The sequence below is a fragment of the Frankia sp. Mgl5 genome, from assembly GCF_023242985.1.
Taxonomy (GTDB): domain Bacteria; phylum Actinomycetota; class Actinomycetes; order Frankiales; family Frankiaceae; genus Parafrankia; species Parafrankia soli.
In genome coordinates, this window is sequence record NZ_JALKFY010000828.1 from 33,945 (window position 1) to 58,126 (window position 24,182).

22 protein-coding genes are annotated in these 24,182 nt (G+C 71.9%); 11 read left to right on the forward strand and 11 right to left on the reverse strand.

Annotated elements, in window-relative coordinates:
* Positions 1–188 precede the first annotated feature (188 nt).
* From MXD62_RS34430 to MXD62_RS34445, 4 genes are all read left to right on the forward strand, one after another.
* Complete coding sequence (locus MXD62_RS34430; RefSeq protein WP_248833522.1) at positions 189–1,532, forward strand: ABC transporter substrate-binding protein; 1,344 nt, start codon at positions 189–191, stop codon at positions 1,530–1,532.
* Positions 1,533–1,534: 2 nt separating this feature from the next.
* Positions 1,535–2,479 carry a carbohydrate ABC transporter permease gene (locus tag MXD62_RS34435; protein WP_248833523.1) on the forward strand — a complete coding sequence of 315 codons (945 nt, stop codon included), beginning with the start codon at positions 1,535–1,537 and terminating at the stop codon, positions 2,477–2,479.
* Positions 2,466–3,341: a carbohydrate ABC transporter permease gene (locus tag MXD62_RS34440; RefSeq protein ID WP_248833524.1), complete on the forward strand. Its 876-nt coding sequence runs from the start codon at positions 2,466–2,468 to the stop codon at positions 3,339–3,341. The genes MXD62_RS34435 and MXD62_RS34440 overlap by 14 nt, the downstream gene beginning before the upstream one ends.
* 72 nt (positions 3,342–3,413) lie before the next feature.
* Positions 3,414–4,706, forward strand: a complete 1,293-nt coding sequence (locus tag MXD62_RS34445) for an ABC transporter ATP-binding protein (RefSeq protein WP_248833525.1) — start codon at positions 3,414–3,416, stop codon at positions 4,704–4,706.
* 69 nt (positions 4,707–4,775) lie between these two features.
* Here MXD62_RS34445 and MXD62_RS34450 read toward each other — a convergent pair whose 3' ends face one another.
* Complete coding sequence (locus MXD62_RS34450) at positions 4,776–6,035, reverse strand: cytochrome P450 (protein WP_248833526.1); 1,260 nt, start codon at positions 6,033–6,035, stop codon at positions 4,776–4,778.
* 568 nt (positions 6,036–6,603) lie between these two features.
* Between MXD62_RS34450 and MXD62_RS34455 the strand changes: the two genes are divergently transcribed.
* Positions 6,604–7,419: an alpha/beta fold hydrolase gene (locus MXD62_RS34455; protein WP_248833527.1), complete on the forward strand. Its 816-nt coding sequence runs from the start codon at positions 6,604–6,606 to the stop codon at positions 7,417–7,419.
* 72 nt (positions 7,420–7,491) lie between these two features.
* Here MXD62_RS34455 and MXD62_RS34460 read toward each other — a convergent pair whose 3' ends face one another.
* The 7 genes from MXD62_RS34460 to MXD62_RS34490 form a co-directional block, all read right to left on the reverse strand.
* Positions 7,492–8,727 (reverse strand): cytochrome P450, encoded by a 1,236-nt coding sequence (locus MXD62_RS34460; RefSeq protein ID WP_248833528.1) that lies wholly within the window; start codon positions 8,725–8,727, stop codon positions 7,492–7,494.
* The gene (locus tag MXD62_RS34465; RefSeq protein WP_248833529.1) at positions 8,724–9,200 is read right to left on the reverse strand and encodes a PaaI family thioesterase; all 477 of its coding nucleotides are present in this window, start codon (positions 9,198–9,200) and stop codon (positions 8,724–8,726) included. The genes MXD62_RS34460 and MXD62_RS34465 overlap by 4 nt, the downstream gene beginning before the upstream one ends.
* A 1-nt stretch (position 9,201) precedes the next feature.
* Positions 9,202–11,022, reverse strand: a complete 1,821-nt coding sequence (locus tag MXD62_RS34470) for a fatty acyl-AMP ligase (protein WP_248833530.1) — start codon at positions 11,020–11,022, stop codon at positions 9,202–9,204.
* Between the two features lie 76 nt (positions 11,023–11,098).
* Positions 11,099–12,508: a cytochrome P450 gene (locus tag MXD62_RS34475; protein ID WP_248833531.1), complete on the reverse strand. Its 1,410-nt coding sequence runs from the start codon at positions 12,506–12,508 to the stop codon at positions 11,099–11,101.
* The gene (locus MXD62_RS34480) at positions 12,505–13,416 is read right to left on the reverse strand and encodes a cyclopropane-fatty-acyl-phospholipid synthase family protein (protein WP_248833532.1); all 912 of its coding nucleotides are present in this window, start codon (positions 13,414–13,416) and stop codon (positions 12,505–12,507) included. Before MXD62_RS34480 ends, MXD62_RS34475 begins: the two co-directional genes overlap by 4 nt.
* 2 nt (positions 13,417–13,418) lie before the next feature.
* Positions 13,419–13,682: an acyl carrier protein gene (locus tag MXD62_RS34485; protein ID WP_248833533.1), complete on the reverse strand. Its 264-nt coding sequence runs from the start codon at positions 13,680–13,682 to the stop codon at positions 13,419–13,421.
* Positions 13,683–13,710: 28 nt separating this feature from the next.
* On the reverse strand, positions 13,711–14,721 hold the full coding sequence (locus MXD62_RS34490; RefSeq protein ID WP_248833534.1) for an acyl-CoA desaturase: 1,011 nt from the start codon (positions 14,719–14,721) through the stop codon (positions 13,711–13,713).
* Positions 14,722–14,970: 249 nt separating this feature from the next.
* Between MXD62_RS34490 and MXD62_RS34495 the strand changes: the two genes are divergently transcribed.
* On the forward strand, positions 14,971–15,495 hold the full coding sequence (locus MXD62_RS34495; RefSeq protein WP_248833535.1) for an NUDIX hydrolase: 525 nt from the start codon (positions 14,971–14,973) through the stop codon (positions 15,493–15,495).
* Positions 15,496–15,625: 130 nt separating this feature from the next.
* Here the strand turns inward: MXD62_RS34495 and MXD62_RS34500 are convergent, their stop codons facing one another.
* Together MXD62_RS34500 and MXD62_RS34505 are read right to left on the reverse strand one after the other, a co-directional pair.
* A complete protein-coding gene (locus MXD62_RS34500; RefSeq protein WP_248833536.1) occupies positions 15,626–16,396 on the reverse strand; it encodes an SDR family oxidoreductase in 771 nt (256 codons plus the stop codon).
* A 55-nt stretch (positions 16,397–16,451) separates the two neighbouring features.
* Positions 16,452–17,312 carry an SDR family NAD(P)-dependent oxidoreductase gene (locus MXD62_RS34505; protein WP_248833537.1) on the reverse strand — a complete coding sequence of 287 codons (861 nt, stop codon included), beginning with the start codon at positions 17,310–17,312 and terminating at the stop codon, positions 16,452–16,454.
* A 421-nt stretch (positions 17,313–17,733) separates the two neighbouring features.
* On the opposite strand from MXD62_RS34505, the gene ppk2 reads away from it, so the two are divergent.
* The 5 genes from ppk2 to MXD62_RS34530 all read left to right on the forward strand — a co-directional run bounded on the left by ppk2 (position 17,734) and on the right by MXD62_RS34530 (position 23,399).
* Positions 17,734–18,708: a polyphosphate kinase 2 gene (gene ppk2 / locus MXD62_RS34510; protein WP_248833538.1), complete on the forward strand. Its 975-nt coding sequence runs from the start codon at positions 17,734–17,736 to the stop codon at positions 18,706–18,708.
* 99 nt (positions 18,709–18,807) lie between these two features.
* A complete protein-coding gene (locus MXD62_RS34515) occupies positions 18,808–19,563 on the forward strand; it encodes a class I SAM-dependent methyltransferase (protein ID WP_248833539.1) in 756 nt (251 codons plus the stop codon).
* Positions 19,564–19,874: 311 nt separating this feature from the next.
* Positions 19,875–20,747 (forward strand): cyclopropane-fatty-acyl-phospholipid synthase family protein, encoded by an 873-nt coding sequence (locus tag MXD62_RS34520; protein WP_248833540.1) that lies wholly within the window; start codon positions 19,875–19,877, stop codon positions 20,745–20,747.
* Positions 20,748–20,894: 147 nt separating this feature from the next.
* Entirely contained in the window at positions 20,895–22,529 is a 1,635-nt protein-coding gene (locus MXD62_RS34525) for a hypothetical protein (protein ID WP_248833541.1), read from the forward strand.
* 177 nt (positions 22,530–22,706) lie between these two features.
* Positions 22,707–23,399, forward strand: coding sequence for a DUF2071 domain-containing protein (locus MXD62_RS34530; RefSeq protein ID WP_248833542.1), 693 nt, complete (start codon positions 22,707–22,709; stop codon positions 23,397–23,399).
* Positions 23,400–23,403: 4 nt separating this feature from the next.
* Here the strand turns inward: MXD62_RS34530 and MXD62_RS34535 are convergent, their stop codons facing one another.
* A complete protein-coding gene (locus MXD62_RS34535; RefSeq protein ID WP_248833543.1) occupies positions 23,404–24,159 on the reverse strand; it encodes an O-methyltransferase in 756 nt (251 codons plus the stop codon).
* Between the last annotated feature and the right edge of the window lie 23 nt (positions 24,160–24,182).

Sequence of the window (24,182 nt, forward strand, 5' to 3'; positions counted from 1 at the left end):
CCTGCCTGCTCGGGGGGACCGGCCGTCATGCTCCACCTGGACCTCGGGAATCGCGGTGACATCCCGCCGCCGGACGCGGATCGGAAGGCGGGCCGGCACGGTTCTCCCCGGCGATTCCACCAGTGCGTTGCGCTGGCCTCACGCACATCGGTGACACGGGTGTGCACGAACCTCGGAAAGGTAACAGTATGACAGGCCGGACAGGGCGCGTGCGTGGTCGGCGGCTGATTCCCGCATTGCTCGCCGCGGTTTCGGTGTTCGCCGCGGCGGCGTGTGGCAGCAGCGACGGCGACTCGGGCACCGAGAACGCCGCGGGGGCGCTGGCCCCGCTGGACAGCGCGACCAAGGTCACCATCAAGTTCCTCTCGTACAACTACGGCACCCCCGGGCTCGGCGGCACGGGGACGCAGGCCCTCATCGACGCGTTCGAGAAGGCACACCCCAACATCACCATCGAGCCGCAGGGCGTGGCGACCAAGGACGTCCTGACCCGGCTGCGGACCGACACCGCCGCGGGCAGCCCGCCGGACGTCGCGCAGATCGGCTGGAGCAAGATGGCCGAGGCCGTGCAGGCCCTGCCGATCGTGCCCGTCCAGGAGATCCCGCCGACGGCGGAGTGGGATGAGCACGTCGCCGGGATGTCGAAGAGCATCCTGTCCGCCGTCTCGGTCGACAACCAGGTGAAGGCGATGCCCTACACCATGTCGATCCCGGTGCTCTACTACAACGCCGACCTCTTCCGGGCCGCCGGGCTCGACCCGGCGAAGCCGCCGACGACGATCGCGGACGTCAAGGCAGCCGGGCTGGCCATCAAGGCCGCCGGGTCCGAGGGCGTCTACTACGGTGTCGTGGACTCCGCGAAGTCCGACTTCCTCACCCAGTCGGTGGTGAACGGCAACGGCGGCAGCCTGGTCGACGCCAACGGCGAGGTCACCCTCGACAAGCCGGCGGCGGTCGGCGCACTCACGGGGATCCAGGACCTGGTCAAGTCCGGGGCGATGCCCGCGGTGAACACCGAGACGGCGCTGGCCGCCTTCACCACCGGCAAACTTGGCATGCTCGTCACCAGCACCTCCGTCCTCGCCAGCGCGATGAAGGCCGCCACCGGCAAGTTCGAGCTGCGGACCGCGGGCTTCCCGGCCTTCGGCTCGAAGCCCGCCCGGCCCACCTACTCGGGCGCGGGTCTCGCGGTGCTGGCCAAGGACGACGTCCACAAGCGGGCGGCCTGGGAGTTCATCAAGTTCGTCACGAGCGACGCCGGCTTCGAGATCATCACCTCCAAGATCGGATACCTGCCGCTGCGCGAGTCCATCGCCACCAAGCTGGCGGACTCGGCGATCGTGAAGCTCCTCGCACCGTCGCTGGAGCAGCTCGACACCGTCGCGCCGTACACCGCCTTCCGCGGTGAGAAGGCGAACCAGGCGGTCGTCGCGCTGCAGGACGAGGCGGTCGAACCGATCGTGCTGCGGGGCGCGGACCCGGGGCCGACGCTCACCTCGGTCGCCGAGAAGATCCGGAAGCTCAGCGCCTGACGATGACCACCCTTGAGGCCGGCGCCTCGACGCTCGACGCGCGGGGGCACGCGAACAGGCGTGTCCCCGCCGCCGCCGTCCGCGCCCGACTGACGCCCTGGGCCTACCAGGCCCCGGTCCTGATCTCCCTGCTCGTCTTCGTGTACGGGCCGTTGGTGTTCACCACGGTGCTCAGCCTCCTGGACTGGGACCTGGTGTCGCCGGACAAGACGTTCGTCGGCGTGGACAACTACCGCCGCCTGGTGGAGGAACCGGAGTTCCCGCACGCGCTCGCGCGGACGGGGCTCTACGTCCTGGCGCTGCTGCCGTTCGCCACGATCGTCCCCATGGCGCTGGCGATCATGCTGTGGAAGCGGCCCGGGCGGGCCAGCGACAACTACCGGTCGCTGCTGTTCCTGCCGGTCGTCCTGGCCCCGGTCGCGACGGCGCTGTCCTGGCGGTTCGTGCTCAACCCGCTCGGCGGCGTGCTGAACCAGGTCTTCGGCGCCGTCGGCCTGCCCGAGCAGGACTGGCTCGGCGACCCCGACACCGCCATCTGGGCGATCTCGCTGATCACGTCCAGCCGGTTCGTGGCGCTGAACATCCTGCTGTACGGCGCGGCGCTGGCCTCGCTCGACCGGCGCGCGTTCGACGCCGCCCGCATCGACGGCGCCACCGAGTGGGAGATCACCCGGCATCTGGTGGTCCCCCAGCTGGTCAACACGACCGTCCTGCTGTCGTTTCTCTGTGTGGTCTTCGCGGGCCAGTGGACCTTCACCAACATCGCCGTGCTGACCCAGGGCGGCCCGGACGCCAGCACCGACAACATCTACTACCGCCTGTACACCTACGCGTTCACCTTCTTCGACGCCGGGACGGGAGCCGCCGCCGCGGTCCTGATCGTGCTGATCCTCACCGCGCTGTTCGGGCTGTCGACCCTGCTGAGGAGGCGCCGTGCCGTCGGATAGCCACGCCCTGACCAGAAGCCACGCCCTGACCGGTGGCCGCGGGGCGTCCGGTGGCCGCGGGGCGGCGGTGGGGCGGCACGCGGTGCTGCTGCTGGCCGCCTTCGTCATGCTGTTCCCGCTGCTGTGGGCGTTGTCCGCCTCGTTCAAGCCCGGCACCGACATCTACAACGCGAGTCCGCTGCCGTTCCCCGGGACACTGGACAACTACCGGTACGCCCTGCGGGAGTTCCCGATCTGGCGGCTGCTGGTCAACACCTTCGTCACCGCGATCGGGGTGACCCTGCTGCACCTCGTCGCCGGAGTGCTCGCGGCCTGGTCGTTCGTGCGCTTCGCCCATCGCGGCCAGCGGCTGGTGCTGGGCCTGGTCACGGTCGCCCTCGTCGTCCCCCCGCAGTCACTGATCATCCCGCACTTCCTGATGATCACCCGGCTGGACCTGCGGGACAGCTTCGTCGGCCTGATCGTTCCGCAGCTCGCGACCTGCGCGCTCGCCGTTCTGCTGCTGCGCGAGCACATCCGGGCGATACCGCCGACGCTGATCGCTGCCGCGACCCTCGACGGGGCGTCGCACGGCGAGACGCTGCGGCAGATCGTGCTGCCGCTGCTGCGCCCCGCCCTCGGCGCGGTCGGGATCGTCGTGTTCATCACGACGTGGAACGAGTACCTGTGGCCCTCGCTGGCCGCGCCCAGTCCGGAGCACACCACGATCCAGATGGGGCTCCTGCTCTTCGCGACCGCGGAAGGGCCCGAGCACGGCCCGATGCTCGCCGCGGCGATGCTCGCGACGCTCCCGGTCGCCGCCGCCTATTTCCTGGCGTCCCGACGGATCGCCGACGCCTTCCTCCAGGCCGGACTGCGCTAGCCCGTGACTGCTGGCCCGCCGAGCACCGGCCCGACGAGATTGCGATAGCCCGATGACGATTGCGACGGCCCGATGACCTCGACGACGAACGATCTCGCCCTGGACGACGCCTCCGCCAACCGCGCCACCGGGGACAGCGCCACCGCGAAGGATCTCGCCTCGGACGGCGCCGGGGTCCTCCTCGACGGTGTCACGAAGCGCTACGGCCGCCAGACCGTCCTCGACGTGCCGCGGCTGCACGTGCCGCACCGCTCGTTCACCGTGCTCGTCGGGCCGTCGGGCTGCGGCAAGTCCACCGGGCTGCGGGTCGTCGCCGGCCTGGAGACCCCGGACACGGGCCGGGTAGTGATCGGCGGCGTGGACGTCACGGACGTCGCGCCGGGGCGGCGCGGGGTCTCGATGGTCTTCCAGGACTTCGCGCTCTACCCGCACCTGACCGTCGAGCAGAACATCTCGTTCAGCCTGCGGCTCGAGGCCCGCCACGACCGGCGCAACGGGCCGAGCAAGGCCGACATCGCCCGCCGGGTCACCGAGGCGTGCGCGATGCTGGGCCTGGAGAAGCTGCGCGGACGCCGGCCGGCTCAGCTCTCCGGCGGCGAGCGCCAGCGCGTCGGCCTGGCCCGCGCGGTCGTCCGCCGCCCCTCGGTGCTGCTGCTCGACGAGCCGCTGTCCGCCCTGGACGCCCAGCTCCGCCAGCACGCGCGCGCCGAGCTCGTCCGGCTGCACCGGGAACTCGGCAACACCGTGGTCCTGGTGACGCACGACCAGCTCGAGGCCCTGTCGATGGGCACGAACCTGGTGGTGATGAACGGCGGGAAGGTCGTCCAGTCCGGCACGCCCGGTGAGGTCTACCGGCGCCCGGCGGACACCTTCGTCGCCGGCTTCGTCGGCAGCCCGGCGATGAACCTGCACGACGTGCGGGCGGGCACGCATCCCGCCGGGACCGAGCTGACCGCGCCCGGCCTGCGCGCGGTGATCCCCGGCGGCGGGCTGCCGGCCGAGGTCCGGCTCGGGTGGCGTCCCGGGGACGGGGTCCTCGAGGGGCTGCCGGCCGCCGGACCGGCCGCCGGACCGGCCGCCGGACCGGCCGCCGGACCGGCCGCCGGACCGGCCGCCGGACTGGGCGCCGGGGGCGAGTCGACCGGGCCGGGGCTGCACGCCGACGGCGTGGTCGACGTCGTCGAGTTCACCGGCGACGCCGTCGTCGTGCACTGCGCCGGGGAGCTCGGCCGCTGGGCGGTGGCCGTCCGGGCGGGCGTCGATCAGCCGGCCGTCGGCGACCGGGTGCGGACCAGGGTCGCGGCCGCGCATCTCCACCTGTTCGACGCGACCACCGGCCGGCGCATCGACGATCCCACCGCCTGAGCGCGGGTCACGCCGTGCCGCGGCCGGACGGCGTTCGTGCCGTCCGGCCGGGCGGCGAGGACGTGGCTCCTATCGCCACACCACCGGCACGGCGGACGGTCCCCGCTCGTACATCCCGATGACGCGCGGGGTCTCGGCATGAGAATCGAGGCGCAGACCGGGTAGGCGGTCGAGCAGCGCGGAGACCGCGGTGTGGATCTCCGCGCGGGCCACGTGCATGCCCAGGCAGATGTGCGGTCCGCCACCGAAGCCGAGATGCGGACCCGCCGGGCGGGTGGGATCGAACTCGTCCGGACGCTCCCAGCGCGCGGGATCGCGGTTGGCCGCGCCGAAGCACAGATGTACGACCGACCCGGCGGGGATCGCGACCTCACGCAGCGTCGTGTCCACTCTCGCGAAACGCGAGAACATCGGGTCCGTGGGCGTCCAGCGGATGGCCTCGTCGATTGCCGGGCGCAGGAGCGCGCGGTCCGCGCGTACGGCTTCCAGCCAGGTGGGATGGGTCAGCAGGGTGAGGAGCGTGATGCCCATCTGCTTCCACGTCGAACCGGAGCCGGCGGTCAGCAGCAGAAACGCGAAGCCCAGGATCTCCTCGTCGGTGAGGGTGTGGCGCTCGCCGTCCTCATCCGTGATTTCCGCCTGCGCGAGAACGCTGATCAGGTCGTCCTGCGGATCGCGGCGACGAGCCGCGACGATGGGCATCACGATGTCGACGAACGCGTCGGGGCTGCGCCCGTCCGAGGTCGCCGCCGCCTTTATGCGCAACGCGTCCGCTGCGCCGACACCGAAGCTGCCGCAGATGGTGAGCAGCGGAATGGCGGCACAGAACTCGACGTTGAGATCGGCCCGGCCGGCGGCCTCGAAGGTGTCGATGAGCATGTGCACGGTGGATCTGATCCACCGGTCGATCCACCAGCCAGCCTGCCTGGGCACGAACGACGGCTGGACGAGCGCCCGGTAGCGGCGGTGCCGCGCGCCGTCCATGAAGAGCAGAACAGTCTCGCTCCGCTCGTTCTCGAAGCCCGGGACGGCCGGCGCCGAGGCGAAGGTCCCAGTGTCCCGAAGCACCGCCTGGCAGGTGGCGTAGTCGAAGACCGAGAAGTGCGGCAGCTCCGGATAGGGCAGGCCCGGGAAGAAAGCGTCGCCGTGGAATCCGACCAGAGGACCGACGATGCCGGGATGCACCGGGCCGGTCTCGCGCAGCCGGTGGAACTCCGGGTAGATGTCGCCCTCGAACGCCCCGCCGCGGGCGGCGTACACCTCACTACGGAGATCGAACAGCTCGCGGATCCGTCGAGGGTCCAGGGCCGAGGCGTCGCGCGTCACCATGTCAGCCTCGCTCGGATAAGACGATCCGAGTGCGGGATTCCATCATCTGACCGCCAAATCATCTGACCGCCAATTGTCAGTGACAATAGCCGTCAGTGACAATAGCCGGATAGCGAGGTTGGCCGCAAGAGTACTTCACGATCCGTCGGTGGGCACAGCCTTCGGGTGACGGGACGGTGTTCGGTGTTCCGGTGCCGGCGTCGCCGGAACGTTGACGCGGGCCGCGTACCCGCCACCGGTCAGCAGGGCACACACCTCGTCGCCGACGGCCGGCCCGCCCGCGTCGGTGGCCGCGCCGATGGCGGAGACCCGGCCGGCACGCTCCAGATCGAGGATTTCGCTCGCGCCGGGCGGCGCGCGGGATCGGCCACCTCCGACCAGGACGTCACTTCGGGGTTGCCGGGAGCGCTTACCGAAATCGCTTCACGGGAAATATCCTAATCTTTTCGATCTCACTTTTCCGTATATTAATTGAATGTTTTCCGGATGTCGTGGAGAATATCGGTGTGGGTAGTCCAGGTGCCTGCTTCCTGGCATGGGACAAGATCTCAAGAAGGAGCGGAGCGCTGTGTCGACCATCGATGTCCGGGGCGTGTCGATCGCTTATGGAGATACCGGTTCTCCAACAGGTCGGCCGGATGCGCCGACGATTGTGTTCGGGCACGGCCTGCTGTTCGGCGGCTGGGTGTTCCGCGCGCAGGTCGCGGCGCTGCGCGAGCACTACCGCTGCGTCACCCTGGACTGGCGCGGCCAGGGTGACACACCGCCGACCCCCGGCGGGTACGACATGGACACCCTCACCGCCGACGCGGTCGCCGTGATCCAGCGGCTCGGCCTCGCGCCCGTGCACTGGGTGGGACTGTCCATGGGCGGCTTCGTCGGCCTGCGGATCGCGGCCCGCCACGGCGAGCTGCTGCGGTCGCTGACGCTGCTCGACTCGAGCGCCGATGCAGAGGAGCCGACCGAGGCCGGTGCCTACCGGCGCCTGGCCCTGGTGGCCCGGCTGGTCGGCGTCCGGCCGGTCCTCGGCCGGGTCCGTCCGACCATGTTCGGCCCCTCCTTCCTCGCGGACCCGGACGGCCGGCCCGCCGTCGCGGAGTGGGCCGGCCGGCTCGGCCGGGTCGACCGCTCCGCCCTGCGCAAGGCGGTGCTCGGTGTGGCCGACCGCCCGCCCGTCGACCACGAGATCCCCGGCATCGCGGTGCCCACGCTCGTAGTCGTCGGCGCCGACGACGTGGCCACCCCGCCCGAACGGGCCGAGCGGATGGCGGCCCGTATCCCCGGCGCCCGGCTCGAGGTCGTCGCCGACTGCGGCCACACCAGCCCGCTGGAGCAGCCCGACGTCATCACCGGCCTGCTGCGCGGGTTCGTCGCCGGGGCGTGATCCCACCGTTCCAGGGCGCCGCCGGCCCGTGACGCCGGTGGCGGCCCGGACGGCCGCCGGCCCGAGACGCCGTTACCGGACGGCGACCGTCAGCGAGGCCGGGCCGCGGACGTTGATCCGGCCGTTCCAGCGGACGTCCTCGAGCACCGGCGCGGGGAATCGCCCGGCGAAGCGGGAGATGGCCACCCGGGCCTCCAACCGGGCCAGCGCCGCGCCCACACAGTGGTGGATCCCGGCGCCGAAGGACACGTGCCGGTGCGCGTCGGCGCGGTCGAGGCGGACCTCGTCGGCGTCCGGGCCCCAGAAGTCGGGATCCCGGTTGGCCGCCGCGAGACACACCGTCACGAACACGCCGGGCGGGATCTCCGTGCCACGCACGGACAGCGGCTCCAGGGTGATCCGCCGCATCAGGTGCACCGGGCTGTCGTAGCGCAGCAGCTCCTCCACCGCGTTCCCGGCGAGCTCGGGCTCGTCGCGCAGCCGGCGCATCTGGTCGGGGTGGCGCAGCAGCGTGAGGATCCCGCCCGCGACGAGGTTCACCGTCGTCTCGTGGCCGGCGACGTACAGCAGCATGACCTGCGCGACCAGCTCCTCCGCGCTGAGAACGTCACCGTCGTGCTCCGCGCCGATGAGCGCGGTCAGCAGGTCGTCGCCGGGGTTGTCACGTTTCCAGTCGGTCACCGCGCGCATGATGGCGGCCACCTCGTCGTTCGCCGCCCGGATCTCGGCCTGCAGCCCCGGGTCGGGCAGCGGCTCGAGGGCCCGCACCATCGTCCCGGTCAGCTCGCGGAGCCTGCCGTGCTCCAGCACCGGGATGCCCAGCAGCTCGGAGATCACGGTGAACGGGAGCGGGAAGGCCAGCTCCGCGACGAGGTCGACCCGGCCCGCCTCGGCCATCCGGTCGAGAGCGTCGTCGACGATGCGTTCGATCCGCCCTTCGAGGGCGTCGACGGCGCGCCGGGTGAACGCCTTCGTCACCAGCCGGCGCAGCCTGGTGTGGTTCGGTGGATCCTGGTCGAGCATGGACAGACCGTGCATGAGCCGGTTCTGCTTGCCCAGGGTCCGCGACTCGCTTTTCCACTCCGGAAGCTCGGTGATGTGCCGTTCGTCGACGGAATGCCCGGAGCGCTGGATTCTCGCCACATCCTCGTACCGGGAGACAAGCCAGAAGCCCAGCGGATGCCGGTGCGCCGGCGCGTTTTCGCGCAGCTGGGCATAGTGCGGGTAGGGGTCCTCGGCGAAGCCGTCGGCGAACGGATTGAAGACGTACGGCCCGCTGGTGGCCCGCGGGGTTCGGGTGTCGGTCACCGGTCGGCGCCCCTCCTCGGGTCGGGGACCCTGATGTTGCGCAGAGTGACGAATGCGGTCGCGCACAGCGTCTCGACCTCCCGGCCGCGGGCGGTCGAGACGCCGTAGACGTCGGCGGCGGCGACGCTGATGGTCGGCCCCGCCTTGATGACGCGCCCGCGCGCGACGATCCGCTCCCCGCGCGCCGGGGCCACGATCTTGACCGTGTAGTCGATGGTCATGTTGGCCCAGCCGGCCGGCAGCAGCGTGCCGGCCGCGCACCCGCCGGCGAAGTCCGCCAGCGCTCCCAGCACGCCGCCCTGGACGAACCCGTCATGCTGGGTCAGCTCCGCCCGGTACGGCTGGACGAGCTCGGCCTCGCCCGGCGCCAGCCTGCCGACCTGGAAGCCGAGGTGCCGGGCTGCCGGCATGCTCAGGACCGCGTCCGTCACGGCCCGCTCGAAATCGGGGTTCGGCGCTCGTGGCGAGTCCACCTCAGGTCCTCTCGCGCGGGTTGTCGGTGCTGGGAGACGGGCCGGTGGACGGGCCGGTGGACGGGCCGGTCGGCGGCGTCCAGCGGTCGAAGGCGTCCCGCAGATAGCGGCGTCGGGCCGCGGCTCGCATGATCTTTCCGCTGGTCGTCTTCTGGAGCCGGCCCGGCAGCGTCAGCACGAGATCCCCGACGGAGACCTGGTGCTCACGCACCACCGCGGCCCGGATGGCCCCGGCGACCTCACCCGGGTCGGCCCGCCGCCGGAACTCGCCCCTGACCTCCTGGACGATGACGAGCCTCTCCCGGTCGGCACCCGGAACGGAGAACGCGGCACACCCGCCCGGGCGCAGCGCGGGATGCGCGGACTGCGCGGTGTGCTCGAGGTCCTGGGGGTAGTAGTTCCGGCCCCGGATGATCACGAGGTCCTTCAGTCGTCCCACGACGAACAGCTCGTCGTCGACCACCAGGCCGAGGTCCCCCGTGCGCAGATAGCCGCGGCCGGGCTCGTCGGCGTGCTCGGCGCGGAAGGTCTCGGTGCTCTCCCACGGGCGGTTCCAGTAGCCCCGCGCGACATGGTCCCCGGAGACCCAGATCTCCCCGATCCGGTCCGGCGGGAGAGAGCGTCCCGTCCGCGGGTCCACGATCCGCAGCGCGCCGTCCCGGGGGAGGACCCCGGAGCCGACCAGGGTGCTGCCGCGGCCCGCGGGCACCGGCGTGTAGCGGCCCGCACGCAGGTTCTCGGTGGCCGCCTCGATCACCCGCGCCCCGCGGCCCTTCTCGCTGCCGGTCACCAGCAGCGTCGCCTCGGCGAGGCCGTAGCACGGGTAGAGCGCCCGCTCGTCGAACCCGTGCGGCGCGAACGTCTCGGCGAAGCGTCGCAGGGTGTCGTGGCGGACGGGCTCCGCGCCGTTGAAGGCGACCTTCCAGCAGCTGAGATCGAGATCGGGCACCCCGCCCCGGGCGGCGCGGGCCACGCAGGCCTCGAAGGCGAAGTTCGGGCCTCCGCTGGTGTGCGCGCGGTATTGGGAGATCAGCGACAGCCACAGCATCGGCCACCGGATGAAGGCGGTCGGGGACATCAGGACGCAGGTGGCCCCGGCGTACAGCGGCTGCAGCACGTTGCCGATCAGGCCCTGGTCGTGGAAGAACGGAGCCCAGCCGACCACCGTCGAGTCGCGGTCGTGCCCGAAGGCCCGCCGGATCATCTCCTGGTTGGCGGCGAGGTTCCCGTGGGAGACCACGACCCCCTTGGGGTCCGACGTCGAGCCCGACGTGTACTGCAGGAACGCGATGTCGGCGGGATCGAGGCCCATGGGCTCGACGTCCGCGGTGTGGATGCCCGTGGGAGCCGGGCCGGCGGGGATCCGGTCGACGGGGATCCAGGACATCGCGCCGCGCGGCGAGGTCAGGGCGGCCCGGAGCTCGCGGGCCATCGCCTCGAGCGTGAGAACCGCGGCCGGCTCGCAGTCGTCCACGATCCGGCGGGTGGAGTCCTGGACACCGTCCCGGTGCGGCGGGTGGACGGGCACCGCGACCACCCGCGCGTACAGACAGCCGAGGTACGCGACGACGAAGTCCAGGCACTGCGGGAACACCAGCAGCGCCCGGTCACCGGGCTCGCAGGCCCGGGACAGCTCACCGGCCACGGCCAGCGCGCGGGCGTGCAACCCGCCGTAGGTCAGGCGGCCGGTCTCCTCCGCGCGCTCGTTCACGAAGACGTACGCCGTCCGCTCCGGTTCGAGCGCGGCACGCCCACGCGCGACGTCGGGAAGCAGCGTTCCCGGCCGCACCGCAGCTGTACCGGGCGTCGTCGTCCGTCGCATCGCCGTCCCCTCTCGCCGCGCTCGCTGTGCGCTGGTGGACCGGGCCCGCGTCACCGGCTGGATGTCCCGACGGTCGTCACCGGGACGTCTCCGGGGAGGCCGCGCCGGCGGGGCGGGCGGCACCGGCGGCGCGGGTGGTTCCGGCGGCGCGGGGGAGGGCGGTGCCGGCGGCGTGCAGAGTCACCGGGAGGTGCCGCAGCCCCCGGATGATGGAGCTGTGGTCCTGCCACTCGAGTTGGTCGGTTCGCGGCTCGATGCTGGTGGTCGCCCCGAAGAGGCACTCGAAGACGACCTGGGCCTGCATCTCGGCGAGGAGACCGCCAAGGCAGCCGTGCATGCCGTGGCCGAAGGCCAGGTGCGCCTTCGGCGCGCGGGTGACGTCGAACTCGTCCGGCCGGTCGAACACGGCCGGGTCGCGGTTCGCGGCGCCGAGACACAGCAGCACCTGGTCGCCGGCCCGGATCCGCCGGCCGTCGACATCCACGTCGCGGGTCGCGACGCGCTTGGTCATCTGCAGCGGGCTGTCATAGCGCAGCGCCTCGGTGACGGCGTCGCCGGCCAGCTCGGGCGCGCGGTGCAGGCGGGCCGCCTGGCCGGGGTGCCGCAGCAGCGCGAGGAGACCATTGCCCAGCAGCGACTTCGTGGTCTCGTTGCCCGCGACGAAGCACATGATGCAGACGAAGATCAGTTCCTCCGGGGTGAGTGCGTCCCCGCCGGCCGTGCGGGCCGCGAGCAGGCGGCTGATCAGGTCGCCGCCGGGGCGCTGCCGGCGCTCGGCGACGACCCCGTCCAGGGCCCGCGCGAACGTCTCGACGACGTCGCACACGTGCTCGAAGTCGCCGGCCCGCATCAGCCCGGGTTCGAGTAGGAACCGGATGTCGTGCGTCCACGGGCCGACCTGCGCGCGCAGGCCGTCCGGCAGCGCCATCCAGTCGCACATGACCGTGACGGGCAGCGGCGCCGCGAGGTCGGCGATGGCGTCCATGCCGCCGGCGGCCAGGGCGCGCCGCACCAGGCCACCGGCGACCTCCTCGACGCGGGGGCGCAGCGCGGCCACCTCGGTGGCGGTGAACACCCGGTTCACCAGCCCGCGCAGCCGCGCGTGGTCCGGGTTGTCGGTGAACACCAGGGACTTCTCGCCGAGCCGCACCACCCGGTCGACGTTCGCCCGGGCCAGCTGGCCGGCCCGCCGGCTGACCAACTGGGGGATGAGCCCGGCGCTGAACGTGCGGTCCCGCAGGACGCCCTGCACGTCGGCGTGCCGGGTCAGGACCCACATGCCCATCGTGCGGTGGACGGGCTGTGCCTCGCGCATCCGCCGGTACAGCGGATAGGGGTCGCGGCGGAACTCCGCGCCGAAGGGGTTGAAGCGGATCGCCGCCCGCCCTCCGCCGGCGGCGCCCCCGCCGGGGGCCCTGCCGGCGGCGGCTCCGCCAACGGTGGCCGCGGCTTCGTCGACGGCGGCTTCGTGTGCCCGCGGGGTCATCCCCTCGGCACCTCCCCGGCCGCGAAGTAGCGGTCCCGGAAAGGGCGCAGCACGATCCTGAGCAGGCAGATCTTCCCCATCCGGAAGCCGACGGAGGACAGCTTCAGGTAGCGCTCGTACCGGGCGACCACCTCGGGCCCCACCAGCCGGCCCGCCTCCGCGCGCCGCGCGCGCAGGCGGCGGGCCCACTGCTCGCACGTCCAGGCGTAGTCGAGCCGGCCGTTGCGCACCGACTGGATCTCGAAGACGCCCTCGGCCGCGGTCACGATCTCGGTCAGGGTGGGCAGCTCCGCGTTCGGGAAGATCTCCTGCTGCATGAAGCGGCTCGCCTCGGCGCCGGACATGTTCGCGTAGGCGATCGTCTGCAACGACAGCGTGCCCCCGTCGTTCAGCCAGGACCTCGTCCGGGTGAAGAACTCGCGGTAGCGCCGAACCTTCTCGGCCGGCGAGTCCTCGGGCCTGGCGAAATGCTCGAACGCGCCGATCGAGATGATCCCGTCGAAGCGGTCCTCGGGGGAGTAGTGCAGCCAGTCCTCGGTGCGGACGTCCACGCCGGGGTGGCCGCGGGAGCGCACGTGGGCCGCCTGCTCCTCGCTGAGCGTGAGGCCGACCGACCGCGCCACCCCACGCTCACCGGACAGCCGCTCCAGGATCGAGCCCCAGCCGCAGCCGATGTCCAGCACGCTCCGCGCGCGGCCCGCGTCGATCGCGTCGAGATGGAACCGCAGCTTGCGCTCCTGGGCGGCCTCCAGGGTGTCGTCCGCCGCCGCCCGGATGGCGCACGAGTAGGTGAGGGACCGGTCCAGCCAGAGTGCGAAGAACTCGTTTCCCACGTCGTAGTGATGGCGGACGGCGGCAGCCGCCTCGGCTGCCTCTGCCCTCCGGTCATTCTCGTCGGTCAGCGTCACGATCAGGTCACCTGCCGTTGCGCCTGTCGCTGCTCGTGCAGGCGTGCCGCGACGGCGTTCAGGCTGGGACTGGCGAAAAGCTCCTCGGCGGCGAGCTCGACGCCGTAACGGTCCTCGACCTCGGTGAGCAGGGATACCGCCAGTGCCGAATCGATGCCCAGCCGATCGAAGTCGGTGTCCAGATCGAGGGTTCCCGCGGGGACCTCGAGAAGTCCGGCCAGGTACTCCCGGCACCATCCCGCGATTTCCGCCTGCGTCGACTCCATTTGTGTCCCCTCCACTTGTGTCCGCTCCCTATGTCGCCGGGCCGGTCGCCGTCCCGGCGGTTCTCGGCACTCTTCGTGCGGCTATGCGTTCCGTGGACGGAACCTTGAGGTCCCAGGCGAGGCCGCCCGCCGCGAGGGTCCTGATGAGCCAGTACCCCGGGTCCAGGCGGTACCAGGCCAGGCCGAAGGAGGGGGATTCCGGAAAGGCGTGGTGGTTGTGGTGCCACGACTCGCCCAGGGTCAGCAGCCCGAAGACACCGCCGTTCCTGCTGTTCTCCCGGGAGTCGAAAGCCCGGGTGCCGAACATGTGCAGGAAGGAGTTGATCGACCAGATGATGTGCTCGAGGACGAAGATCCGCACCAGGCCGCCCCAGAGGAGCCCGCTCACCGCCCCGGCCCAGCTCCAGTAGACCAGGCCGCCGACGAGCGTCGGGATCAGCAGGCCCAGGAGGACCCAGTAGTCGTAGCGCCGCCCGATCCGGGCCAGCGCGCGGTCTCTCAGCAGGTCGGGAGCGTAGTGGGCGATGTTGGGGTATTCGTGGCGACGCATCCACAGGAAATGGGAGTGCGCCAGCCCGCGGAGCCGGCCGCGCGGCCCGCCGCCGGCGAGATTGGGGGAGTGCGGATCACCGGCGCGGTCGCTGCACTCGTGGTGCCGCCGGTGCAGGGCGACCCAGGAGACCATCCCACCCTGGCCGGCCATCGAGCCCAGAACCGCGAGCACGGCCGAGACGCCGCGCGTTGTCCTGAACGTCCGATGGGTGAACAGCCGGTGATATCCGACGGTGACACCGAGCCCGGTCAGCAGCCACATCGACGCCAGAAGCCCGAGCTCGGTGAAGCCGAACGGGTGCACGGTGAGGAAGCCGAGCGCGGCTATGGTGCCGAGAATCGGGATGATGTCGAACAGCAGGAAATGGCGACGCTGGAGGCGGTGCAGGTAGGGGCTGCTGAGCGTTTTCCGGCGGGGAGCCGGTCTCGCGTCTCCGGTGTCGGCGTCGAGGTTGGAAATCCCGGCCGCACGCTGGATGTCTGCCATTTCTGAACCGTGCCTCCTGAGTACCCACTCGAGGTCGTCATTCAGGTGGCGGCAGCGTAACAGCAGCCCAGGCGGGTTTTGTAGGCTCCGTCGCAGATACAAATCGCGCGATTGGACTCAGGTTGCCTCGGGAGGTCTGATGATCACGGTGTGGGCGGGTTGGTCGGCGGTTCGGCCGGCGGGTGGGCCGGCGGTTCGGTCAGTGGGTCGGCCGGGGGTTCGACCGGTGAGCCGGTCGGCGGGTCGGTCGTGAGCACCGGTGCGGCCGATCGGCGGTCGACGGCGGGCCGGCCGAAGACCGGGGTGACCTTCACGTTCCTGGGGTCGGCGGTGGATCCGCCGTTCGCCGCCGTCACCAGCGCGAGCGTCGTCGCGGTGACGCCGGAGGGCGGGCTGGTGCTCGCGGATCTGGCCCGCGGCCTCGACCTGCCCGGTGGGCACGTCCGGGCCGACGAGACATCCGTCGAGCAGACCGTGCGCCGGGAGGCCTGGGAGGAGGCCCGGATCAGGCTCGGCGCGCTGGTGCCCGTCGAGGTCATCCAGTCTGACCTGTTCGGTCCGGATGATCTGACGTACATGGTGGTCCGGGCCGCGATGGTCACCGAGCTCGCTCCCTGGGAGCGCACGCACGAGTCGGCGGGCCGGGTCGTGCTGCCGCCCGCGGAGTTCCTCGCCCGCCGCCCCGGGCGCCGTCCCGAACTCCTGCGGCACCTGGTGACCGCCGGTCTCGCCGCGCTCGGCCGCGACGCCGCCACGCCGCCGGAAACCCGCTGACCGCACCCGCTGACCATGCGGGCTGACCGCGGCCGCTGACGGCACCCGTGCTGACCGGCGGCGGATCGCTGGCGACCACACCATCACCGCCGCCGGGCACGGGGCCCACGCCCGCCGGGCTCGAGCGGCGTCAGAACCGTCCCGGGGTGGCGAACGCCCGAACTGCCTCGGCTCGCCCCGGAACCGTGGACCGGTTCACCGCGGTCTCAAGAGACGACTGTCCGCCCGCGATCCACAACGGACCATTGGCGATGTTGTCCAGGGCTTCCTGGGCGGCTTCGTCGGGCGCCTGAGCGGCGTCGAGGGGATAACCCAGCCGGGCCATCGCCGGAGTGGCCGTGAAGCCGATGCTGAGGTGCAGTACGTCGACTCCGTACTGTTCGCACTCGATCCACAGCGATTCGCTGAAAATGCGGCTGAAGGCCTTCGACCCGCAGTAGGCGGCCAGGGACGGTGCGCCCATGAAGCTGGCGCCCGAGCCGGACAGGATGATCCCCCCGCGCTTGCGCGCGCACATGAGGCCGCCGTAGTGCCGCGCGAACTCGGCCTGACCGAGCACGTTGACGGCTATGACCGACCGGTAGACCGCGGGATCCAACCCGACGAAATCACCGCGGACGCTGTTGGCGCCGGCGTTGTAGATGAGCAGGCCGACCTCGATGTCGTCGGTCACGGTCCGTGTCCGCTCCAGGGCGTCCGGCTCGCTCAGGTCGACGGACAGGATACGCACCTCCGCGCCGCCCGCCCGCAGATCATCAGCGAGCACCTGTAAGGGACCGGTCTTGCGGGCCGTGAGGACCAGTTTGAATCCCTGGGCGGCCAGCTTTCGGGCGTAGCTCTCACCGATGCCCTCCGAGCCGCCGACGACCAGCGCCCACGGCCCGTACTTCTCCAGATTCATGATCTTCCCTTTGGTAGCGGTGACCCGGGCGCCCCGGCCGTCCCGTCGCTCCGGTTCAGGTGGTGGTCGTGGGCTGGTCGTCCAGGTCGATCCCGAGCTCCTTGAGTTCACGTTCGGCCCAGAACAGGCGTCCGGTGTATTCCATGGGCTCGGCGCACGAGGCGAAGTAGGCGAGCATGCGGGCGGGGACGTCCATCGGTACGGCCACGCTGTTGTCGAGGCCGGCCTCCTCGACGCGGATGGCGACGAGTTCGGTGGCGACCAGGCCCGGGTGCATGCCGATCACCGCGATGCCCTTCCGGGCGAGTTCGGGAGCCAGCACGTTGCCGAGCCGGTCGAGCGCTCGCTTGCTGGAGTAGTAGCCGGGCACGGCGAGGCTGAACTCGCCGATGTTCTCGAGCTTGGGGAGCTCCTCGGGCTGGCGGAAGACCTCGCCGCTGCCGGTGCTGAGGTTGATGATGCGCCCGCCGCCGCGGCTTTCCATGATCGGTGTTACTAGCTGTATGAGGGTGAAGGGCGCGTGGAGGTTGACGTCGAACTGGTACAGCCAGTCCTCGCGTGTCAGTTCCAGGAATCTTTTGGACCAGATGTCGCCGGTGGTGGCCGCCGCGTTGTTGATGAGCACGTCGACGCCACCGAACCGCTCGACGGCGGCGTCGACCAGGTGCTGGAGATCCGCCTCGCTGGCCAAGTCGGTCTGCACGGCGATCGCGCTGGCTCCCGTGTTCTCGATCTGCGTCAGTGTCTCGTTCAGGGTGCCGGGCAGTGTTCTGTCCGGCTCGACCGTTCGTGCGGCCAGGACCAGGTTCGCGCCCCGGCGGGCGAACGTCTGGGCCGCCTGCCGGCCGACCCCCCGGCTGGCCCCCGTGATGATCACAACCTTGCCCGTAAGGTCCAGTTCCTTCTGTCGCTGCACGGTGATCCGACCTCCGCTCGCCATTTGAACACTGGTCAAATAGAGGGTAACACGGTCCCATCCCGGGCATCGGCCCGCGGACCTGGCTCCCGGGCGGGTCGACTCGTGTTCATCTGGGGGAACAGATGATGAACACCCAGCTCGGCGCGGTCCGTCCGGCCAGGTCGGTGGTGGGATCGGGGAGGACGGCCGGGGGCGCCGCGGGATCTCCCGGCCTGCCACACCCCCGGAGCGGGTACGTCGCGGACAAGGCGGGCCGGGAGACAGCGCCGACCGGGAGGCGATGCCGCCCGGCAGACAAGCCGCCCGGCAGACAAGCCGCCCGGCAGACAAGCCGCCCGGCAGACAAGCCGCCCGGCAGACAAGCCGCCCGGGACGTGCCGTATCCGACGACGGCCCGCTACCGCCACCGGAGGCTGCCATGAGTGACCTGACCACCGCGACTCCTGGTCTGCGTGCCGCCGCCGAGGCGCTGCCCGGCGTGCTCCCGGTCGAGTACCTGGGCGCGGACGTCCGCTCGCTGACGGTCGTCGAGGAGGACGCCGACGACGCGATCCTGCTCCGGCCCGACGGGACGACCATCGACACCTGGCGGGAGAACTACCCGTACGCGCAGCGGCTCTCCCGCGACGAGTACGAGCGGGACAAGCGGCTGCTGCAGATCGAGCTGCTGAAGCTGCAGTACTGGGTGAAGGACACCGGGCAGCGGCTCGTCCTCGTCTTCGAGGGGCGCGACGCGGCCGGCAAGGGCGGCACCATCAAGCGGTTCACCGAACATCTCAACCCGCGCGGCGCCCGGGTCGTCGCGTTGGAGAAGCCGACCGAGACCGAGCGCGGGACCTGGTACTTCCAGCGGTACATCGCCCACCTGCCCACCGCCGGCGAGATCGTCATGTTCGACCGCTCCTGGTACAACCGGGCCGGGGTCGAGCGGGTGATGGGCTTCTGCTCCCCGGAGGAGTACCGGGAGTTCCTCCGCCAGGCGCCCGAGCTGGAGCGGATGCTCGTCCGCAGCGGCATTCACCTCGTCAAGCTGTGGTTCTCGGTCTCCCGCCGGGAGCAGCAGACGCGGTTCCTCATCCGTCGGATCGACCCGGTGCGGCAGTGGAAGCTCAGCCCGGTCGACCTCGCGGCGCTCGACCGGTGGGACGACTACACCGAGGCCAAGGAATCGATGTTCTTCTACACCGACATCCCCGAGGCCCCGTGGACGGTCATCAAGAGCAACGACAAGAAGCGGGCCCGGCTCGAGGCGATGCGGTACGTCCTTTCCCGGCTGGACTACCCCGGCCGGGACGAGTCGGTCATCGGCCGCCCCGACGAGCGGATCGTCGGCGCGGCCGCCGGGCTGCTGGAGCCCGGCGAGCAGGCCGACCGCCAGTTCCCGAAGCTCTGAACCGTATTGGCGCTCGGCTGTGGCTGTGGCGCTGTTCGCGGGGCTGTGTGGCGCCGCGGCCTCGGGTAGATGGTGGGAGCGGTCTGTGAGGATCGGGACATGTCGCGCACGTTCGAGGATCTGGTTGCCGAGGCCGAGTCGGCGCCTGTGGATGGCTGGGGGTTTTCGTGGCTGGAGGGCCGCGCGACCGAGGAACGCCCGTCCTGGGGCTATGCCCGGTTGATGGGTGAACGGATGGCGTTGGCGTCGGTCGCGCTGGATGTCCAGACCGGTGGTGGGGAGGTTCTCGCCGGGGTGTCGAGGTTGCCGGCGGTGACCGTGGCGACCGAGTCCTGGCCGCCGAACCTTGCCCACGCCGCCGCGTTGCTGCGTCCCCGGGGAGTGGCGGTGGTAGCCGCCGGGGATGGGTTTCCTTTCGCCGACGACGCCTTCGACCTGGTGGTCAGCCGTCATCCGGTGGCCACCGGGTGGGTGGAGATCGCCCGGGTGCTGCGGCGGGGCGGGGCGTACCTCTCCCAGCAGGTCGGCCCGGGGAGTGTGTTCGAACTGACCGAGTACTTCCTCGGGCCGCAGCCGCCTGAAACGCGGCACCGGCGCCACCCCGACAGGGCCAGAGCCCAGGCCGAGTCCGCCGGGCTGGAAGTCGTCGACCTGCGGATGGAGTCGCTGCGCACCGAGTTCTTCGACGTGGGAGCGGTGATCTACTTTCTGCGGAAAGTTATCTGGATAGTCCCCGGGTTCACCGTCGCCCGGTACCGCCCGCGGCTCAGGGCCCTGCATGACCGTATCCAGGTCGATGGGTCCTTCGTCGCGCACGCGACGCGGTTTCTCGTCGAGGCCCGCAAGCCCACCTGAGGCTCGGCGCGTGGGCGTCCCCGGGGTGCCCTGGATGTCTCGTCAGCCGATCCCGCCGACACCCGGCGAGGGTGTGCCGACCAGGCGGGTGTTCCGACACTGCGCGCGCCGGCCGGAAAATGATTTTGACGGCTCGTGACGGGCTGGCCTACAGTGACCGCGGCAGCGCCGGACACACACAGCCGGCGCCGACAGTGGAGGAAGCCATGGCTGCCCGGGAACAGTCCCGGGCTTCCGGAGGTCACCCGTCGACCCGGCGCGGTGGCGCTCAGCGCTGACCGCGGGACGCGGCGCGTGACTCCTGGTGCCCGGTGACATATGTCGTCACCCTGCAGAGCACCAGCAAGGAGATCTCGGCGTTGTCCGCACATTCTTCTGTTCCTTCTTCCTCCACTCAGCTCACCGACCAGACCGGCGAACCCTCGCCCGAGTGGTTCACCGAGTTCTTCACCGAACTGCCGAACGAGTTCTGGCGCCGCGCGGCGACGCCGGAGATGACCGCCGCCGACGTCGACTTCGTCGAGACGCGCCTCGGGCTCGCGCCGGGGTCGCGGATCATCGACGTCCCGTGCGGAAGCGGCCGGCACAGCCTCGCGCTGGCGGAGCGCGGCCACCGGGTGACCGGCGTCGACCTGTCGGCGGAGGCGATCGAGCACGCCCGCCGCGCCGCCGCGGCCACGGGCACTGCCGTCGAGTTCGTTCTCGGGGACATGCGGGAGATCGCCCCGTCGGGCTCCTTCGACGCGGCGGTGTGCCTCGGTAACAGTTTCGGCTACCTCACCCCCGCGCAGACCGCGGAGTTCGTCCGTTCCCTCGCCGCGGCGGTGCGCCCCGGCGGGGGCCTCGTCCTCGACTTCGGCGCGACGGCGGAGTCCGTCCTGCCCGGCTTCACCGGCGAGGCGCGCGTCATGCGCACCGGGGACATCACGGTGGAGGCGACGGTCGACTACGACGTGGCCCGCAGCCGGATGCTCAGCCGGTACCGGTTCACCCGCGGTGACGACGTGATGGACACCACCGCCGTCCATCACGTCTACACGTGCGGGCATATCGGTGACCTGTTGGGCGCGGCGGGCTTCACCGACATTGGACGCCACTGCGATCCGGACGGCACGCCCTACCGGCTGGGCGCCGGGCGCCTGCTGGTCACCGCACGCCGGGGCCGGCTACCCGTCGTCCCTTAGGGACCCCAGCTGGTCATGGACACGGAGAGTAGTCGCTCCTAGGCTGCCGGTTGTCGACGGCTAGGCCGCCAGCCGCGACGGTGGGGGTCGTCGATGATTGTGCCTGCGTGTTTGAAAGCCGTCCCGTCCAGTAGGCGGATGGTCGCGATGGGTGCAGTCCTGGCCGTCTTCCTGCTACTGATCGTGACGGTGGAGGTCCTGCTCGCGGGGGCCGCGGGGGCCGCGACGGGTCCCGCGGCCCCCGGTGCCCCCACAGCTGCCAGGGGGCCTGTCCTCACGGCCGGCCCCGCCGGCGGCGTGTCCGCTCCCGGCGCCGTACCCCTTCCCGTTCCCGCCGGGAGGACGGCGGCGGCGCTGGCCGCTCCCGGGTGCGGCTCGGGTCGGGTGGGCCACTCGCGCCTGCTGGTCGGCGAGAGCACCACGTTCGGCGGGTGCGGCTTCGCGCCGGGCACGCTCGTCGAGATCGCGGCCAACGGCGTCCCGTCGGACGCGACCACGGCGGACGCCGCGGGGAGGATCGCGGTCCCGGTCAGCTTCATGTCGCTGGGGACGAAGCTGCTCACCGCGACCGGCGCCGGTGCCCCGCCGGCCGCGGCTGCGGGCGGCGCCCCGCGCGCGGTCCCGCTCCCGGCCACCGGTGTGCCGGCGGCGGCCGGGGCCACGGGGGTCCCGGCCGCCGGGACGTCCCCGCTCACTCTCACCGCGACGGTTCTCGTGGTCGGGTCCCCGACGGGGGCGGACGATGACGCCGACAGCTCCGACTACGGGCACGGCGGACACAAGCCTTCGAAGGACAGCGGTAGCTCGACCACCACGCCCACCACGCCCACCACGACCACCACGCCCACCGGGCTGACGCTGGGGGAGGTCATCGCGCTCCTGCAGCTTCTCCAGAGCCAGCAGAGCGCCACAGTGGTCTCCGACAGGGGCCTCACCCCGAGACTGGGCAGCCTGACCCTGGGTGATCTCGCGGGCGACGAGGTGGCGGCCGCGGAGGAGACGGCGGCCGCGGACGAGACGGCGGCCGCGGACGAGACGGCGGCCGCGGCGTCCAGACGGCCGTCCACGGCGGCGCCCGCCGGCGCGGCCCCGACCCCGACCCCGGCTCCCGCTGCCAGCGGCCCACCGGGCGGCCCACCGGGCGGCCCGCCCGGTGGGCCGCCCGGAACCGGGAAGGGCCAGGCGGGCGGCGAGCTGCCGTTCACCGGGTTGTCGGGTACCGCGCTGACCGCCCTGGCCGGCGCGCTCCTCGTCGGTGGATTCTGGTGGATGCGCCGGCGTCGCGAGCAGTACTGGCGGCAGTCTCCGCCCGGCCTCGTCAGCCCGCCCTGGGCGCCCCGCGGCTGGCCGGACCCGTCGTGGCCGGCACCGTGGCCTGCCGGCCGCGCCTGGCCGGACGGTGGCTGGCCCGGTGGATACTGGCCGAGCGGTAGCTGGCCTACCGGTGCCTGGTCGAGCGGTGGCCAGCCCGGTGACGGCGGGGCGCCCAGCCCCGGCTGGCCCGGCGGCTGGTGGCCCGGCGCGGCCGGTGGATTCGCCTGGTCGGGCGCTCCCAGGGGCTCCTCCGAGCCGGGCACCTCCCGGCCGGCCGGCTCCTGGCCGCGCGCTTCCGGCCACGGCTCGCCGAACTCCGACTCGGAGGAGCCGGAGTTCGGCGAAGAGCCCGAGACTCTCGGTGAGGCCGGGCTTCTCGGCGAGCCGGATCCCTGTGGGCCGGACCGCGGTGGGCCGGAGCGTCCCGCGGAGCCCGAGCATCCGGATGCCGCGGGGCGCGGGGACTGAGCCATCCGGCGCGACCTGAAGCGCCCGCCGCGATCTGGGACATCCGATGCGACCTGAGTCACCTGGTGCGACTATGTCGGCATGTGTCCGGATCGTCCCGGCCTGCCGGATGGGTGCGACTGGTCGGATCGGCCTGTCGTCGAGCCCAGCTGCCCGTTCACCGTCGAGCGGCCCACGATGACGCAGCGCTGGGAGCGGCTCACGTTCGTGCACTGGCCCGTCGATCCCGAGGTCGTCGGCCGGCTGCTGCCCCCCGAACTCGCCGTCGACACCTACGACGACCGGGCCTGGGTGAGCCTGGTGCCCTTCCACATGCGCGTCGCGACGCCCGGCGGGCGCGCCGTGCCCTGGGCGTCCCACTTCTGCGAGACGAATGTCCGGACCTACGTCGTGGACCGGCGGGGCCGGCGCGGGATCTGGTTCTTCTCTCTGGAGGCCGCCCGGCTCGGCGCGGTGCTGGTGGCGCGCACCGGCTTCCGCCTGCCGTACCTCTGGGCCTCGATGACGCTCACCGAGACCGGGGGGCCGTCCGGGGGGCCGGGCGAGATCCGGTACGAGTGCCGGCGTCGCTGGCCCGGCCCGCGGGGTACCTCGAGCCGGGTGCGCATCCGGATCGGCCCGCGCTACCAGCCCGGCGAGCTCGGCCCGCTCGACCACTTCCTCACGGCGCGCTGGATCGTGTTCAGCTCGACCGGATCGAGTCACCGCGCGGTGCGGGCCCACCACGAGCCCTGGCCGCTGTGGCGGGCCCACCCGGAGGAGATCGACGACGGTCTCGTCCGCGCCACCGGCCTGCTGCCGCTGCCCGGCGAGCCACTGGCGCACTACTCGCCCGGGGTCGACGTCCGGATCGGCCCTCCGGAACGGTAGAGGGCTACGGCAGCTTGCGGGCGATGGTCAGGCCGTCCGCGACGGGGAGCATGACCACCTGGACGCGGGGGTCGTCGGCCACCATCCGGTTGAACGCGCGCACGGCGACGGCGCTCGGCTCCGTCACGTCCGCGTCGAGGACCCGGCCGGACTGCAGGACGTTGTCGACGATGATCAGGCCGTTGGGCTTCATCCGGGGCAGCAGCAGCTCGTAGTAGGCGGGGTAGGAGGTCTTGTCGGCGTCGATGAAGGCCAGCTCGAAAACCGGCTCCGCCGGCAGCGCGGCCAGCGAGTCGGCGGCGGGCCCCAGCCGCAGCTCGATGCGGTCGCTCACCCCCGCGCGCTCCCAGTACCGGCGGGCGACGGACGTCCACTGCTCGCTGACGTCGAGGCACAGCAGTCGGCCGCCCGCGGGCAGGCCGCGGGCGATGCTCAGCGCGGAGTAGCCGGTGAACGTGCCGATCTCGATCGCCCGGGACGGCGCGAGGGCCGCGGTCAGGATCGTCAGCAGCGAGCCCTGCTCGGCGGGAATCTGCATCCGGGCGACGCTCCCGAGCGCCGCGGTCTCGGCCGCGAGGTCACTCAGGACCGCGTCGGGCGGGGAGCCGTGCGCCATCAGGTAGGCATACAGCGGCCGTGCCAGGAAGCCCGACTTGCCGTCGTACCTGCCTGCGCCGTTGGGGGAGGCGCCCGGATCGGGGGCGGTACCCGGAGCGGGGGCGGTGCCCGAATCGGGGGCGGCGTCCGAACTGGAGCTCACCGCCGCAGGTTACCCCGCTCGGG

Coding starts and splice junctions, on each gene's coding strand:
- MXD62_RS34485 (WP_248833533.1), bottom strand. CDS start 13,682: ATGGAGTCGACGCAGGCGGAAATCGCGGGATGGTGCCGGGAGTACCTG.
- MXD62_RS34430 (WP_248833522.1), top strand. CDS start 189: ATGACAGGCCGGACAGGGCGCGTGCGTGGTCGGCGGCTGATTCCCGCA.
- MXD62_RS34525 (WP_248833541.1), top strand. CDS start 20,895: ATGGGTGCAGTCCTGGCCGTCTTCCTGCTACTGATCGTGACGGTGGAG.
- MXD62_RS34500 (WP_248833536.1), bottom strand. CDS start 16,396: ATGAATCTGGAGAAGTACGGGCCGTGGGCGCTGGTCGTCGGCGGCTCG.
- MXD62_RS34515 (WP_248833539.1), top strand. CDS start 18,808: ATGTCGCGCACGTTCGAGGATCTGGTTGCCGAGGCCGAGTCGGCGCCT.
- MXD62_RS34470 (WP_248833530.1), bottom strand. CDS start 11,022: ATGCGACGGACGACGACGCCCGGTACAGCTGCGGTGCGGCCGGGAACG.
- MXD62_RS34530 (WP_248833542.1), top strand. CDS start 22,707: ATGACGCAGCGCTGGGAGCGGCTCACGTTCGTGCACTGGCCCGTCGAT.
- MXD62_RS34450 (WP_248833526.1), bottom strand. CDS start 6,035: ATGGTGACGCGCGACGCCTCGGCCCTGGACCCTCGACGGATCCGCGAG.
- MXD62_RS34445 (WP_248833525.1), top strand. CDS start 3,414: ATGACCTCGACGACGAACGATCTCGCCCTGGACGACGCCTCCGCCAAC.
- MXD62_RS34435 (WP_248833523.1), top strand. CDS start 1,535: ATGACCACCCTTGAGGCCGGCGCCTCGACGCTCGACGCGCGGGGGCAC.
- MXD62_RS34475 (WP_248833531.1), bottom strand. CDS start 12,508: ATGACCCCGCGGGCACACGAAGCCGCCGTCGACGAAGCCGCGGCCACC.
- ppk2 (WP_248833538.1), top strand. CDS start 17,734: ATGAGTGACCTGACCACCGCGACTCCTGGTCTGCGTGCCGCCGCCGAG.
- MXD62_RS34490 (WP_248833534.1), bottom strand. CDS start 14,721: ATGGCAGACATCCAGCGTGCGGCCGGGATTTCCAACCTCGACGCCGAC.